13 protein-coding genes, 19 tRNA genes and 1 rRNA gene are annotated in these 14140 nt (G+C 46.6%); 4 read left to right on the top strand and 29 right to left on the bottom strand.

Annotated features, from left to right (window positions below; genetic code table 11):
• Positions 1-19 precede the first annotated feature (19 nt).
• Positions 20-535: a tRNA (cytidine(34)-2'-O)-methyltransferase gene (locus CES79_RS09365; RefSeq protein ID WP_054654739.1), complete on the bottom strand. Its 516-nt coding sequence runs from the start codon at positions 533-535 to the stop codon at positions 20-22.
• 400 nt (positions 536-935) lie between these two features.
• On the opposite strand from CES79_RS09365, the gene CES79_RS09360 reads away from it, so the two are divergent.
• Positions 936-1535: a copper homeostasis protein CutC gene (locus tag CES79_RS09360; protein WP_159459486.1), complete on the top strand. Its 600-nt coding sequence runs from the start codon at positions 936-938 to the stop codon at positions 1533-1535.
• A 73-nt stretch (positions 1536-1608) separates the two neighbouring features.
• On the opposite strand, the gene CES79_RS09355 is transcribed toward CES79_RS09360, so the two are convergent.
• The 3 genes from CES79_RS09355 to yjbM are packed head-to-tail and all read right to left on the bottom strand — an operon-like array spanning position 1609 to position 3960.
• Positions 1609-2508, bottom strand: coding sequence for an RluA family pseudouridine synthase (locus tag CES79_RS09355; RefSeq protein WP_089137007.1), 900 nt, complete (start codon positions 2506-2508; stop codon positions 1609-1611).
• A complete protein-coding gene (locus CES79_RS09350; RefSeq protein ID WP_089137006.1) occupies positions 2501-3304 on the bottom strand; it encodes an NAD kinase in 804 nt (267 codons plus the stop codon). Before CES79_RS09350 ends, CES79_RS09355 begins: the two co-directional genes overlap by 8 nt.
• Entirely contained in the window at positions 3304-3960 is a 657-nt protein-coding gene (gene yjbM / locus CES79_RS09345; protein WP_170173526.1) for a GTP diphosphokinase, read from the bottom strand. The genes CES79_RS09350 and yjbM overlap by 1 nt, the downstream gene beginning before the upstream one ends.
• A 319-nt stretch (positions 3961-4279) precedes the next feature.
• On the opposite strand from yjbM, the gene CES79_RS09340 reads away from it, so the two are divergent.
• Entirely contained in the window at positions 4280-4897 is a 618-nt protein-coding gene (locus CES79_RS09340) for a DsbA family protein (RefSeq protein ID WP_159459485.1), read from the top strand.
• Between the two features lie 64 nt (positions 4898-4961).
• Here CES79_RS09340 and pepF read toward each other — a convergent pair whose 3' ends face one another.
• The 5 genes from pepF to CES79_RS09315 all read right to left on the bottom strand — a co-directional run bounded on the left by pepF (position 4962) and on the right by CES79_RS09315 (position 10199).
• Positions 4962-6773, bottom strand: a complete 1812-nt coding sequence (pepF, locus tag CES79_RS09335) for an oligoendopeptidase F (RefSeq protein WP_054654747.1) — start codon at positions 6771-6773, stop codon at positions 4962-4964.
• 54 nt (positions 6774-6827) lie between these two features.
• The gene (locus CES79_RS09330; RefSeq protein ID WP_089137004.1) at positions 6828-7877 is read right to left on the bottom strand and encodes a competence protein CoiA; all 1050 of its coding nucleotides are present in this window, start codon (positions 7875-7877) and stop codon (positions 6828-6830) included.
• A 146-nt stretch (positions 7878-8023) separates the two neighbouring features.
• Positions 8024-8737: an adaptor protein MecA gene (locus CES79_RS09325; protein WP_054654751.1), complete on the bottom strand. Its 714-nt coding sequence runs from the start codon at positions 8735-8737 to the stop codon at positions 8024-8026.
• Between the two features lie 171 nt (positions 8738-8908).
• Positions 8909-9313: a transcriptional regulator Spx gene (spx, locus tag CES79_RS09320; RefSeq protein WP_054654753.1), complete on the bottom strand. Its 405-nt coding sequence runs from the start codon at positions 9311-9313 to the stop codon at positions 8909-8911.
• 142 nt (positions 9314-9455) lie between these two features.
• On the bottom strand, positions 9456-10199 hold the full coding sequence (locus CES79_RS09315) for an MBL fold metallo-hydrolase (RefSeq protein WP_054654764.1): 744 nt from the start codon (positions 10197-10199) through the stop codon (positions 9456-9458).
• Positions 10200-10316: 117 nt separating this feature from the next.
• Here CES79_RS09315 and CES79_RS09310 point away from each other — a divergent pair, with 117 nt between their 5' ends.
• Entirely contained in the window at positions 10317-10820 is a 504-nt protein-coding gene (locus tag CES79_RS09310; RefSeq protein ID WP_054654755.1) for a hypothetical protein, read from the top strand.
• 78 nt (positions 10821-10898) lie between these two features.
• Positions 10899-12119, top strand: coding sequence for a DUF2075 domain-containing protein (locus CES79_RS09305; RefSeq protein ID WP_089137003.1), 1221 nt, complete (start codon positions 10899-10901; stop codon positions 12117-12119).
• 119 nt (positions 12120-12238) lie between these two features.
• Here CES79_RS09305 and CES79_RS09300 read toward each other — a convergent pair.
• From CES79_RS09300 to rrf, 20 genes are all read right to left on the bottom strand, one after another.
• Positions 12239-12312: transfer RNA gene (locus CES79_RS09300), tRNA-Asp, on the bottom strand.
• Between the two features lie 7 nt (positions 12313-12319).
• Positions 12320-12393: transfer RNA gene (locus CES79_RS09295), tRNA-Met, on the bottom strand.
• Between the two features lie 21 nt (positions 12394-12414).
• Positions 12415-12486 (bottom strand) — tRNA-Glu (locus CES79_RS09290).
• A 26-nt stretch (positions 12487-12512) separates the two neighbouring features.
• Positions 12513-12600: transfer RNA gene (locus CES79_RS09285), tRNA-Ser, on the bottom strand.
• Positions 12601-12602: 2 nt separating this feature from the next.
• Positions 12603-12677: transfer RNA gene (locus CES79_RS09280), tRNA-Ile, on the bottom strand.
• A 4-nt stretch (positions 12678-12681) separates the two neighbouring features.
• Positions 12682-12752 (bottom strand) — tRNA-Gly (locus tag CES79_RS09275).
• Between the two features lie 16 nt (positions 12753-12768).
• Positions 12769-12841: transfer RNA gene (locus CES79_RS09270), tRNA-Phe, on the bottom strand.
• Between the two features lie 8 nt (positions 12842-12849).
• Positions 12850-12923: transfer RNA gene (locus CES79_RS09265), tRNA-Asp, on the bottom strand.
• Between the two features lie 6 nt (positions 12924-12929).
• A tRNA-Met gene (locus tag CES79_RS09260) sits at positions 12930-13003 on the bottom strand.
• A gap of 6 nt (positions 13004-13009) precedes the next feature.
• Positions 13010-13099 (bottom strand) — tRNA-Ser (locus CES79_RS09255).
• Between the two features lie 46 nt (positions 13100-13145).
• Positions 13146-13219, bottom strand: a tRNA-Ile gene (locus CES79_RS09250).
• Positions 13220-13234: 15 nt separating this feature from the next.
• Positions 13235-13308, bottom strand: a tRNA-Met gene (locus tag CES79_RS09245).
• A 39-nt stretch (positions 13309-13347) separates the two neighbouring features.
• Positions 13348-13421, bottom strand: a tRNA-Pro gene (locus CES79_RS09240).
• A 6-nt stretch (positions 13422-13427) separates the two neighbouring features.
• A tRNA-Arg gene (locus tag CES79_RS09235) sits at positions 13428-13501 on the bottom strand.
• Between the two features lie 21 nt (positions 13502-13522).
• A tRNA-Leu gene (locus tag CES79_RS09230) sits at positions 13523-13608 on the bottom strand.
• Positions 13609-13622: 14 nt separating this feature from the next.
• Positions 13623-13694: transfer RNA gene (locus tag CES79_RS09225), tRNA-Gly, on the bottom strand.
• A gap of 14 nt (positions 13695-13708) precedes the next feature.
• Positions 13709-13781: transfer RNA gene (locus tag CES79_RS09220), tRNA-Thr, on the bottom strand.
• 75 nt (positions 13782-13856) lie between these two features.
• A tRNA-Lys gene (locus CES79_RS09215) sits at positions 13857-13929 on the bottom strand.
• A gap of 2 nt (positions 13930-13931) precedes the next feature.
• Positions 13932-14004 (bottom strand) — tRNA-Val (locus CES79_RS09210).
• A 10-nt stretch (positions 14005-14014) separates the two neighbouring features.
• Positions 14015-14131: ribosomal RNA gene (gene rrf / locus CES79_RS09205) — 5S ribosomal RNA — on the bottom strand.
• Positions 14132-14140 lie beyond the last annotated feature (9 nt).

The raw sequence follows: 14140 nt of genomic DNA, 5'->3' as shown, positions 1-14140 counted from the left end.
CCCCTATTAATTAATCAACTTACTTTAGTTTATCATTTTCATAGTGGTGTTCGAGCTCTAATTTAGGAAAGTTTTGCTGACGCAGAATTTCGTAGATCACAATAGCGGCCGAATTAGAGAGGTTCAGCGCGCGAATATGCGTATCATCTTGGGGAATTCGGATGGCCTGTTCACTGTGCTTGCGCATAAAGGGTTCTGGCAGCCCAGTAGTTTCCTTACCAAACATGAAGTAGTAATCGCCATTTTCAACGTCCGTATAGTCGTGCTGCGTGTACGCAAATTCCGCAAACTTAGAGACTAAGAACAGCCGCTTAACGTCTGGGACCGTACTCATAAATTCCTGTAAGTTTTTGTGATAACGAATGTCAACCTTATCCCAATAATCTAAGCCAGCCCGCTTAAGATGGGCGTCGTCAACGGAAAAGCCTAGGGGTTCGATGAGATCTAGAATCGTATCCGTCCCGGCGCAGGTTCTGGCAATATTACCAGTATTAGCTGGCATTAAAGGTTCAAATAAGACAATATGATTGGACATAGTTACACTCCTTTTGTAAAAAGTTATAAAAGTCACCGCATAAAAAAACGCAACCCCTCGGTGTCAGCACGGCGAGGAACTGCGTTAATGAAGTGCAAATTCGACAACAGCTGACGATTTCTCGACATCCGCTTCCGAACGATTTCTCAACAGTAAATATAACGCGAATTTATAAAGAATGCAAGGGGTTTCCTAGAATGCCCCGTTAGTCTGAAAAAGTCCGTCATAGTAAGCGTTTACACTATTATCTTTAACTTATAATTGCCTCATTATCTTCAGCCCCACTCACTGCTTAAAAGAATTTATTATAAATGTCGTCTTAGCCGGTCACATTCAACTCAAAAAATTGCTATAATGACTCTTAGATTAGAAACAGAGTAAAATTAAAAGGAGACCTACCTTGAAATTCATAGAACCGCTTGTTAATAACTACCGCCAATTGACCAAAGCCATCAACGACCAGACAACCCGTGTCACGGTTGCAGCCGATGGCACTACGCCCAGCAAAGGCACGATAGCTGAAGCCACCCTTTACGCCCACGAACACGAGCTGTCACTCGCCATTTTAATTCGGCCTCGCATGGGTGATGCCAGCTATAGCGACCCTGAATTAAAGATCATGGAAGCCGATATTTTAGCAGCCCAGCAACTGGGGGCCGATGCCATCATCGTGGCTGCCCTCACCCCTGACCATCAACTAGATACTGAAGCCATGGCCAACTTGATTGCAGCCGCTGGCGGGATGTCGATCACCTTTGGCACAGCCGTTGATGATCTGGCAGATAGTAACCAGGCCGATGCTCTGAAGTGGCTGGCCGATAACGGTGTTGAACGGGTCTTGACGCACTTAACCGGCAAGGCCAACACTGCCCGGTTATCAAGACTGAATAACATCGCCCAGGCTGCTAACTTGCAGTTAGTCGTCTTAAGTGATGATGACGCACAATCCAGCCAGTTAAATGAACAGCTGAATTTAAGCTACTTTCTTCAGGAAAAATAAATGCCCCAATTGACTAAAGGCCCCTGCTACTCAGTGAACGACTGAATGGCAGGGACCCTTTTTAATTGTCTTCTTAAAGCTGACTTTCGTGTTTGATCAGCGTTGCTAAATCTGCTGGCATCGGTGCGTAACAGGTGATCTGTTTTTGCACAAACGGATTATAGAAGCTGACTGACGCGCAGTGTAACGCCTGCCGATGAATCCAGGGATTGGTCTGCTGACCATATAAAAAGTCACCAACTAATGGGTGGCCAATACTAGCCATATGCACTCTGATCTGGTGGGTTCGACCCGTATGCAGGCGAATCCGTAACAGCGTTGTTGCCGGCATGCGTTTAGCAACCCAGTACTCAGTCTGAGCGGTGCGGCCATCAGCTCTCACCATCCGTTTAATAAACGAACCGGGTTCCCGGCCGATTGGCGCATCGATCACAGCATGCTTGACCTTGAGCACCCCAGAAACAACGCAGAAATAGGTCTTTTTTAGACTGTGCTGCTTTAGCTGGGTGTCTAATACCGTGTGAGCAAAGTGGTGTTTCGCAAAAATCACGATGCCGCTGGTTTCACGATCTAAACGCGTCACGATATGGGTCACCTGACTGGCCGCGTGCGTGCGTATCAGATACCCCTTCACCCGGTTGACCAGGGAATCATCGGCATAAATATGCGAGGGTACTGAAGCCACTTCAGCGGGCTTATTGACCACCAAAAAATGGGCATCTTCATAGAGAATCTCTAGTGGGGTATTAGAGACCTGGATATGATCACTAGGAATTTCCGGCGGCAAAGTCACTTCTAACCGCTGACCCGAATGCATCTTATAGGTCACTCGAACGCGTTGCCCATCAACGCAAATGCGACCGCCCGAAAACTTAATTTGTTTTAACAGGTTTCGGCTGATGCCTTGCTGGCGCATAAAAGTCCGCACGAAAATCGGTGAATCCCCAGTGTACTGCCAATCAAATTTAATCAACCGGCTTCACCCCAATGAAGGATTCTGAAACCCGTTTCCAAAACTGCGTGTGCCGGTACTGGGCAAACGCGATCCGTTGTTTAGAGATGCGGTAAGTTACCGATTTAATTTGCCGGTTTTCAACCACTTTTTGATCACAAGTCATCAAATTTTCGTTTAACTCGACTGGCTCGATACGCACCCATTCCTGGGGCGAAATAATAATCGGTGAGCCTAAAGTTCGAAAGACCCGGTTATTGATCGAGGCAATCTCTGACACTTGAACGACATCCAGTTCGGAACTGACCACGGCACCGCCCGCTGATTTATTATAGGCTGTAGAACCGGTTGGCGTTGAGACACAAAGGCCGTCTCCGCGGAACAGTTCAAACAGCTGGTCTTTAATGTAAACGTTGGCCAGCATCGTCCCGGTCAATTTTTTGAGCGTTGATTCATTTAGTGCCAGCATACTTTGCTTTTTACCATCACTATATTCAATCAAGATATCCAGCAGCGGATAGCTGACACTTTGCCCGTTATCATGTGCGAGGCTGTCGATCAGCTCATCGACTTCGTAATCCCGCCAGTCCGTATAAAAACCTAAATGACCGGTGTGAATACCGACAAAGCGAATCTTAGCTAGCTGTTTTTCATAGTGGTGAAACGCTGACAGCAAGGTACCATCACCGCCAACCGTAATTAAAATATCAGGATCGTCATTATCTAAGACTAGGTGTTCAGCCTTGATCTTGGACTTCAACGCATTTGAGACCCGTGTTGAGGCTGAACCTGGATTGCTAAAAATTCCGATTTTCATCACTGATCATCCCTCTTATTAGGCGGTTGCGGCTCTGAGCCCTTACCGTATGAAAATAAATGCTGTGCTTCTTGAATCTCTTCTCTAATTTCCGACATTTCGGTATCCAGTTTAAACGCTGCTTCCCCTGCGCGCTGCAATCTGGCACTCAGCTCCTCGGGAAATTCGCCCTGGTATTTATAGTTCAACGAGTGTTCAATGGTTGCCCAAAAGTTCATGGCCAGCGTACGGACTTGAACCTCAGCTAAAATTTTCTTTTCGCCAGTCACCATCTGAACCGGATATTCGATCACAATGTGATAGGAGCGATAACCACTGGGCTTTTCATTGTGAATATAATCACGCTCTTCAAGGATCGTCATATCAGACCGCTTTCTCAGCAGATCAACAACTTGATAAATATCCTCAACGAACTGACACATGATCCGCAATCCGGCAATATCTTGCATGTCTTGCTCCAGCCGTTCTTCGGAAACGTGACGCCGGTTCATCTTTTCTTTAATACTGTCTACTGGCTTCACCCTGCCGGTCACAAATTCAATGGGTGAACGCTGATTTTTGTTTTGAAATTGCTTCCGCATTCCCCGTAATTTAACTTTTAATTCATCTACTGCCTGATTATAAGGCAGCAAAAAATGATTCCAATTTTCAATCAAGCTGTTCACCTCGATATGGTTTCAATTGATTGTAGTTTGTTTTACAAACAGACTTTATTTTAGCATATTTTCGCTTAAGTTGGGTCGTCTAGCCCCAGAAGAATTGGTCAGCTTAACTGACCGTTCATCCTGAGCCAATAATTATTTGTATAACAACGGAAAACAGTATTACCCATGACAACGGCCTTTGAAACCGGTTTTCCCCTCCCTAGTCGCATTTACATAACCTAAATCCTTGCATTTCGCTCAAAATGCTTTATGATTATTTTTGACTAAAGGTCGTTTACTAAGTAACGGCTAATTAATGGAGGAAATTACTTTGCTGGAAGTATATCTATTTATCAACCCATTAGGCAGTCGCTGTATGAAGTCGGAAAAGAGTATTTTACGTCTCGCTGATCAAATTTTTGGCGATATTTCTTATCAATTTATTCCGTTACTGAATCCGCACATGATTGATCAGCACCTCAAAGTGACCAATCAAGACTGTCATAACTTAAATCTACGCAATGAACAATTTAATCTGCATTACCGCATCATCTTAGACTATAAGGCTGCCCTTTTTCAGGGCAAGAAAAAGGGCCGACTCTTTTTATTGACGCTGCAAAATCAATTGGTTGAGCAGGGGCAGCCCTACTCTGAAAAATTAGTTTTGGAAGTCGCTAAGCACGTCCATCTCGACCTTTCGATGTTTACTGAGGACCGTAACTCCGAACTAGCACGCCGGGCCTTTCAAGCCGATCAGCGGCTGGCTTCCGAAATGAAGGTTGCTGATCCTTCCACCGCAGTTTTATACAACGCGAACGTTTCCGATTGCGGTCTCAAGTTGCCGGACGTGACCTATCAGGGGTTATACGAAATTTGTGAGAACAATGGTTTACTGGCAAAACAAGCGCTGGAACATCAAAAACCAACGCCTAACCTACACGTCCTTTGAAATCGAATACGCAACCAAAAAAGCGATCTGCATTTTTTGCAGGTCGCTTTTTCAATGTTCTAACTTACATCGTCTTAGCTAGTTTTTCAAATTGATTCAAGCGTTTCTCAAACTCAGCAAAGGCCTGATCCAGATAGTCGGTCTGGGTCATATCGACCCCCGCCTTGCGCATCACGTTGATCGGATAATCCGAACTGCCGGATTTCAAGTAGTTCAGGTAAGCCGCCCGCTTGCTGTCATCCCCACTGGTGATCCGCTGGGCCAACGTATTGGCAGCCGCGAACCCCGTTGCATATTGATAAACGTAATAGTTGTAGTAGAAGTGCGGAATGCGGGCCCACTCATCCGCAATTTCTGGGTCTGAGATCACCGCATCACCGTAATACTTTTGATTCAGTTCCAAATAATGCTGACTGAGGTATTCCGCGGTTAACGGCTGACCGGCCGCGTCCTGTTCATGAATAAAGTGCTCAAATTCAGCAAACTGCGTCTGACGGAAGACGGTTCCCTTGAACCCATCCAGATAATGGTTCAGCACAAAGGCTTGCACCTGCTTATCGGAATAAGTCTTCAGCAGATAATCGGTCAGTAACGTTTCGTTGGTCGTGGAAGCAATCTCCGCCACAAAAATGGAGTAATCCCCGTACTGATAAGGTTGATTATGGGTCGTATAGTAGCTGTGCATGCTGTGGCCCATTTCATGAACCAGCGTAAACAAGCTCTCCAGGTTATCCTGCCAGTTCAATAGAATGTACGGTGCGGTATCGTACATCCCAGAAGAATAAGCCCCTGAGCGCTTGCCCTTGTTTTCAACCACGTCGATCCAGCGGGAATCAAAAGCGGTTTTAACGTGACTGATATAATCCGGCCCTAATACCGCCAACGCTTTAAGGGCCTCCGCCTTGGCTTCATCAAAGGTATAGGATAGTTGAGGCTCACCAGTGATCGGTGTGTAGAGGTCATACATATGCAGTTCTGGTAACTTTAAAATTTGTTTCCGCAGGGCAACGTACCGGTGCAGTAACGGTAAATGGTCGTTAACGCTGGTCACAAGTGCATCAAACACACTGGTTGGAATGTGGTTACCACTCATGGCTGCTTGCCGCGCATCATCATAATGGTGAACGGAAGCTTCAAAATTATGCGTTTTAACGTTTCCTGAAAGGGTGGCTGCCAGCGTATGCCGAAATTGGTGATAAACGGCGTACAGCTGCTTAAAGGCCATTTGGCGAACTTCTGGTTTCGTGGATTGGATCAGCTGATCATAAACGCCTTGCGACAGCTGAACGGTCCCGCCGTCATTATCCTCCACCACTGGAAATTCCAGATCGGCATCGTTTAAGACGTCAAAGGTGTTACTAGAAGCACTCAACGCGTCGCCTGCCTGTGCTAATAATTTTTCAGCAGCCGGCGTTAATACGTGCGCTCGTTCATCCGTAATGGTCCGCAGATAATGTTCGTAAGGCTTCAGATCGGCATCCGTCTTGATCCAGTCATCAAGTGTAGCGGGATCGACGGCTAATAGTTCGGGCTCAAACCAGGCAATGTTGCTTTCGAGCTTGGTCAGCATACTTTGCGTCTTGCCGCTTAGGTTCTGATTAGCCGCGTTCGTCGTATCCTGATCATGTTTCAAAGAAGCGTAAACGTAGAGCTTTTCTGCCGGCCGAATGGTGGCCATGATCGTTTGGATCACGGTCAAAAGCGCCTTTGAACTATGCGCTAGTTGCCCCTCTAATTTTGATAGCCCATCAATTTGGGTCATAACGGTATCAAAGGCCTGACTAAACGCCTGGTCATCTTGATAAATGGGGGTCAGGTCCCAGGTTAACTTCGGGTCGACCTGATCTCGGGTTGGTAATTGCTTAACATCTGCCAACGACAGCACTTCCTTTTCATCGAAATTTGTTACTGTCCATAGAATACCACAGGACTAGCGTGGTAAGGCAACCAATTGCCACGTCTTTTCGTCAAGCATCTTTAAAATACCTTGGTGTTCCAGTAAGGTAACGTAGTGCTGCAACTGCCGTTTCCAACTCACGACGACCTGCTGTACCGTGCATTGAATGAGCTGAGTCTCATCAAAATACGGTCTGATCTGCATCGCCCACTTTTCGAGGTCAGCTTGTTCGATCAGCGACCCCATTGGCCGTTCCCGTAGCAAAATCGTCATTAACGCGGCCCAAATAACGGGTGAATCGCAGATCACGGGTTCAGTATCCGTGAACTGATAGCAGATTGCCGAAATAGCCTGCAGCAGCCCGTGATGTTCATAGCAAAACTGCTGCAGTTTTAGCCATTTTGGCAGTTTATAGTGCAGCCCCATCTGAACTTGACGCTGCAGCTTTTGGACAACTGCACGGCTCGTTATCCGGGTATTTTTCGCATACTGCTGACCGTTACTGACTTTCGCCCACCCTTGCAGTTGGCCAGTCCCATCCATAGTGAGGTGGTGCCAGATAATTAAGCCCTGCTGGCGGGTCTCCCAAAAGATCAGATACCAGCCTAATTTATCAGAATATCGCAGCCATTTTTCAGCCTGCCGAACCGTCTTGATTTTCTGTAAATAATCTGCCCCTAAGATCCACAGCACTTCCAGCCCAAACTCACTGTAGCCCAGATTTCGCTGCTGTAATCTACTGACTGGGATCACTGAACACTGGTATTCGATTGCCAGGTTCCGGCCTGCTCGCTTCAGTAGCAGATCCGGCCGTTGTGCCAGCGCCTGAAGGTACGGTTCCAGTTCAACGTAATCGGTACCAAAATAGTCGGCGAGCTGCCACTTACCCGTCAAATGTGCCTGTGATTCCGATTCGCTAAAGGGGCGGCAAACAGAATGTGGGCGATGTGCGAAATGCGCCACCATGCGCGTCCCCCGTTTTAAGGTTACCTGTTCTTGACAGCTGGGACAAAAATAAGCCCGCTTGCGTTGAGCATCACCGGCTTGAACCTGAACATCTTGCTTCGTACGTGCGATTAGCATCTGATCACCTGCTCTCCTTTGGCGGTTTACAGTTAACTACGGGAAACGGCCAGTCGCAATTTTCCAACCAAAAATTAACCCCAATACAAAAAGACGTCAAGCTCATCATCAGGTAAGCTTAACGTCTTTTTATATTTAACTATCGACTACTTTGCAGTAAAGTAACGGCGGGTTAGTTGCAGCGCACTTTGCGCCATGATCTTTTTCCCGTGTTCATCAAGAACATCGGCGGTAATCTTCGTTTTCTCTGCATACTCATAGGCAACAGCTAATTCATCTTTAATACTTTCTGGTGAAGTTTCGTTGACCCGAAAGATCAGTTCCAAATAGTAATCATTCTTGTAGTGATACAAATTAGAAGTTGCGTCGGATAATTTTAATGCCTCAGAAATCGCAATCATGTCATCAAAATCATGGAGACGTAACACCGTTGTATGAAGTGGTGATGCTTTGGTAACGGGTGATGGCTTCTTGTCTGACTTGGATTCTGGTTTAGCTTGGGTAGAATCGTTATCGGTCTGCATCAGCTGCCGTTTTAAGAAATCAGGCACTTCGTCTTCATTTACCATTTCAATGTCAGGCGAGTCACTGCCATCTTGGTCATCGGTTGAATCATCATCTGCGCCGCCCTTGCTGATAAACAGCTCAAGCCCGTTACGGTTGGGTAACACTTGAAAGGTAACGGCATCAGTTTCCTGGAATTGATGATCAACGTCAACTTCTTCCAAAATACTGTAGAAGAAGCTTTCAATTTGCTTGTGGTTACCAAGCAGATCAAGGACGGTAATACCCCGTTGGGTTAAATCATCGTTGCCAATTAAAACGCGAATCGTATTCTCATTAATTCTTTCCATTTCCATGACCCAACACCTCTTTCTGCCCGCACCAAGAATTACCTATCTCCATACTAAAGAATTTTCGCCGTTTGTAAAGTATCTGGCTTAATTTTTTTCAAATATCTGTGACCCTAACCGCACCAAAAAAGCAGCAAACCCGCTTTTTTGGCCAAACACTCTTCGTGACGGTTTTAGCTATCCGGCATCCGCAGATTTAATCGCTTTTGCTAACTCGAGGACGCGGATATGACGCGGTAAAAACCGCCGAATCTCATCTTCATTAAAACCAACCTGTAACCGTTTGTCATCAAAAATAATCGGTCGTCTTAATAATCCAGGATGCTCAGTAATGAGGCTGATCAATTCACTGACCGGCAGATTATCGATCTCAACGGTCAAGCGCTTATAATCTTTTGACCGCTTAGAAATAATATCTTCCGTTCCATTCTCAGTCAGCTGCAAGATCAGTTTAAGCTGCTTAGCGCTGGGCGCCTGCACGAAAATATTTTGCTCAACAAAATCGACTTCGTGTGCCTTTAGCCACTTTTTGGCCTTGCGGCACGAGGTGCAACTGGGTGAAGTAAATAGCGTGACAGTCATAGGAATTGCCTCCAAACTTATGAGAACTAGGTTATTTACTACCGGATCATTGGCTCAATTCTTTTCCTAACTTAACTATAACAAACTCCTTGGTCACTGAGAATGAAATTCACTAAAACATCACGAACATATCGGGTTATCGTCACATTTTAACGGCAAACGTCTGCCGGAGTGCAGCTAATTCAACTGGCACCTTACCAGCTGCTTGCTGGGCTTCCTGTTTTAAGCTGGCTAACTCACCAACTTGCGGCAGATGAGTCAGCATTAACTGACCGACCTGAGCGTCTTTAGCCAGCTGACCGGATTCACCAGCCGTCATGTGCCACTTGGTCCCCTGCTTGTCATCGAAAAAGTTGGTATCCGTCATCAGCAGGTCTGCATGGCGAGCGAACGGAACTAATTCTGGAATATAGGCCGTATCGGCAGTAAAGACCAAGGTTTCGCCGGTCTTAGCCTCCACGATCCGCATGCCGAATGCGGGTACGGGATGTTTCATGGGCAAAAAGGAGATCGTCAACGGTCCCAAGTGTAAAACATCTGCCGGCGCGTAACCCATGCCCTGTGACGCGTGGGGCCAGGTCAAACTGCCAAAGTTCAGTGGATCAGCGGTTGGTCCATAAATCGGCAAGGTGGTCTGATTTGGCCGTTCTTCATGTAACTGCCAGTAATATTGCAGTACCCCCACATCAGCCACGTGGTCGTGATGATAATGTGAGAGGATCACGGCATCCAACTTTAAGGGATCCAATACTTTTTCTAGGCTCAGCAGCGCCCCGCTGCCGCAATCCATTAATAAATGGTACCCGTTAGATTCAATCAAATAACTGCTGGTACCAATACCGTTGGCTGGATAGCCGCCATAGTACCCTAAAACTGTTACTTTCATCTTTTTGCTTCCCTTCACCTTTAATTGATACGCGTTAAACCGCATATCACAGACGCATTAATACCATTTTAGTCTAGCAAATTGTATAATAATGGTGATCAGTCAGGAGGAATGAATATGATTACTCGAATAAGTATTACCTATGGGACCAAGCAAGTTTTATCAAAGCTTCAGACTCGCTTCCCAGATCGACCACTATTGTTACTGGATTCTTCTACCTCTGGTGAGCAACTGGCCTTGCTAGACGTGTCCGGTCAAGAATCCGTGTTTAGCTCCCCCATTCATTATGACATCAAACTTCACCGCGGGACAACCGATTGGCAAGGATTTGTCAACTTTATCTACGTGGATAATCTATCCGCGGATGATCAAAAAGTCATGAACTCAAAGGCCAACCATTTTGTCACCACTGACCCCATGCCAGATGGTATGCGTTCCATTTACTTTATGAAGGACGAAAAGAATCGGTCCAACAATATTATCCTGTCAACCTGGGATAACGCGGATGACTTCTCACTTTGGAAAAAGGAAGCTTCCTTTAAACCCTTTAGTTACTTTCTCACGACGCAATATAACTACCATGAAGCCAGTTACCACTTCTTTAAACCAGAAGTTAAGTAACCGCTTCATTCTATGATGATCTGTACGGTGAATAGCCGTATGGATTATTTTATTTTGATCTATCAGAGGAGACTTGTTTTGCAAAACCAAGCAGTTAAAAAATTATCACCCTTTCAGCAGCCGACTGAAGAGCAAGCCCAGCTGATTACTGAAGCTAAGCAGTTCATTAAGACCCATATCCACGACTCTAAGCCAGCCATTTTGGTGATCACGGGCGATGCCGGCACGGGTAAAAGCGTGGTTTTAAGCCAGCTGTTCTATGACCTCCAGCAAGCCGCCCATGACGCAACGAGTCCCTTAGCGAAAACCCAAAACTACTTTTTAGTCAATCACCCGGAACTCTTAAAAATGTATCGCAACATCGCAGGCGAGCTGCCAGGATTACTAAAGAAAAACTTTCAGCGGCCGACTTCTTTAATCAATCAGCTGAATAAAAAACAGGCTAGGTTCGACGTTGGTGTGGTCGATGAGTCACATTTATTATTGTCTCAGCCGGACCACTACAACAACTACTACGGCCACAATCAGCTGCTCTCATTATTAAAATTGTGTCACGTCCTGGTCATCGTTTTTGATGACCATCAAGTCCTGCGACTTAAAACGTACTGGACGCGGACCCGTCTTAAGCACCTATTAGTTCCTTATACTCAAAAATGGGTGCATTTGGATCACCAATTTCGGATGCAGGCTGACGACAGTTTAATCAACTGGATCAACCACTTCACAGGTGACCGGCAGCTATTACCATTACAGCCGAGTTTTCGAAGCCATTATGACTTTCGGATCTTTTCGGACGCCGAGAAAATGCGTCAGGCCATTGTGAACCAGAATAGTCAAGTCGGCCTGTCACGAATTGTCTCGACAACCGGTTATCCCTCCACATTAGACGGTGGCCGTCATTTTATTACTGAGGGCCAGTTTCATTTACCTTGGGATCAATATAATTACACTGCAACGCCCTGGGCTGAGCTGCCCGAAACCATCAATGAAGTGGGATCGATATACACCTGTCAGGGCTTTGATTTAAACTACGTTGGCCTGATTCTTGGCCCCCCAGTTAAGCTATCAGCTGATGGCCAAAGAATTGAGATCGATACCGCCAAGATCACTGATGGTGAATCATTTAAGCACCGAGACGATCTGAATGATCCCCAAGAACTCTTAAACGCTAAGGTTCAGCTGAACCTCAATGCCATTAACGTGCTCATGAAGCGCGGCGTTAAGGGGCTATACCTTTTCGCACATGATCCGGCGTTACGTCAGCGACTCAATCAAGAATACCAAGCAATCATCAATTAGGATAATCACAAAAAAGACATTCACAGGACTCCCTTTAGCAGGATCTTATGAATGCCTTTTCTGATTAAAAATCAGTTGGAATTAAAAAAACCGCCCTAACGGCGATTTACGTAAAAGGACGGTTCGTACGAGACTCGAACTCGTGATCTCCTGCGTGACAGGCAGGCGTCCTAACCAGCTAGACCAACGAACCATTCGAATTGCGGGGGCTGGATTTGAACCAACGACCTTCGGGTTATGAGCCCGACGAGCTACCAGACTGCTCCACCCCGCGATAATATAAAAGTTATGAAAATGACCCGTACGGGATTCGAACCCATGTTACTGCCGTGAAAGGGCGGTGTCTTAACCACTTGACCAACGGGTCATAGCTTTAAAATGCAACAAATGCAACGGAGAAAGAGAGATTCGAACTCTCGCGCCGCTTACGCGACCTACACCCTTAGCAGGGGCGCCTCTTCAGCCACTTGAGTATTTCTCCAATGGGCCTAAATGGACTCGAACCATCGACCTCACGCTTATCAGGCGTGCGCTCTAAACCAGCTGAGCTATAGGCCCAAAAAGCGGGTAACGAGAATCGAACTCGCGACAACAGCTTGGAAGGCTGTGGTTTTACCACTAAACTATACCCGCATGGTTCCTTGAGCTATGGCGCGGGACGGAATCGAACCGCCGACACACGGAGCTTCAATCCGTTGCTCTACCGACTGAGCTACCGAGCCATAAAAAACGGTTCGTACGAGACTCGAACTCGTGATCTCCTGCGTGACAGGCAGGCGTCCTAACTAGCTAGACCAACGAACCATACAATTGCGGGGGCTGGATTTGAACCAACGACCTTCGGGTTATGAGCCCGACGAGCTACCAGACTGCTCCACCCCGCGATAATAAGGAGGATGAGAGATTCGAACTCTCGCGTGGTTTGACCCACCTGACGGTTTTCAAGACCGTTCCCTTCAGCCAGACTTGGGTAATCCTCCATAATGAAAATGACACTAAAATAATGATCGGCAACTAAGGACCAATTGGACCTTGTAGGACTCGAACCTACGACCGGACGGTTATGAGCCGTCTGCTCTAACCAACTGAGCTAAAGGTCCGAGTCAAAGATCAAATCGCGGCGGGGGGGATCGAACCCTCGACCTCCCGGGTATGAACCGGACGCTCTAGCCAGCTGAGCTACACCGCGATGGTGTTTAAATAAAACTGTTAGAAACTTTTATTTAAATCGGGAAGACAGGATTCGAACCTGCGACCCCCTGGTCCCAAACCAGGTGCTCTACCAAGCTGAGCTACTTCCCGTTCAAATGCACCCAGTAGGAGTCGAACCTACAACCTTCTGATTCGTAGTCAGACACTCTATCCAATTGCGCTATGGGTGCAAAATATTAAACTTATTAAAATGCCGAGGACCGGGATCGAACCGGTACGGTCATCACTGACCGCAGGATTTTAAGTCCTGTGCGTCTGCCAATTCCGCCACCCCGGCGTTATATTGGCATAAGCGGAAGACGGGATTCGAACCCGCGACCCCCACCATGGCAAGGTGATGTTCTACCACTGAACTACTTCCGCATATTAAATTGAAATGCCGACTAGAAGATTCGAACTTCCGACCCCCTGTTTACAAGACAGGTGCTCTACCAACTGAGCTAAGTCGGCAACACAATAGATATAGTATCAAATCTGACTTTCATTGTCAACATGATAATCAACGTCAACTTGGTAATTGACGAATGAGCCGTGACAGTCTCGAACTGTCGACCCTCTGATTAAAAGTCAGATGCTCTACCAACTGAGCTAACGGCTCAATGGAGGATACAGGGCTCGAACCTGTGACCCTCTGCTTGTAAGGCAGACGCTCTCCCAACTGAGCTAATCCTCCATAAAATATAGCGTGGCAACGTCCTACCCTTGCAGGGGGCGATCCCCCAACTACTCTTGGCGTGCTGAAGCTTAACTACTGTGTTCGGCATGGGAACAGGTGTATCCTTCAGGCTATCGCCACCACACTATTGAGA

The sequence above is a fragment of the Secundilactobacillus silagei JCM 19001 genome, assembly GCF_002217945.1.
Lineage (GTDB): Bacteria > Bacillota > Bacilli > Lactobacillales > Lactobacillaceae > Secundilactobacillus > Secundilactobacillus silagei.
This window is presented reverse-complemented; position numbering and strand designations above follow the sequence as displayed.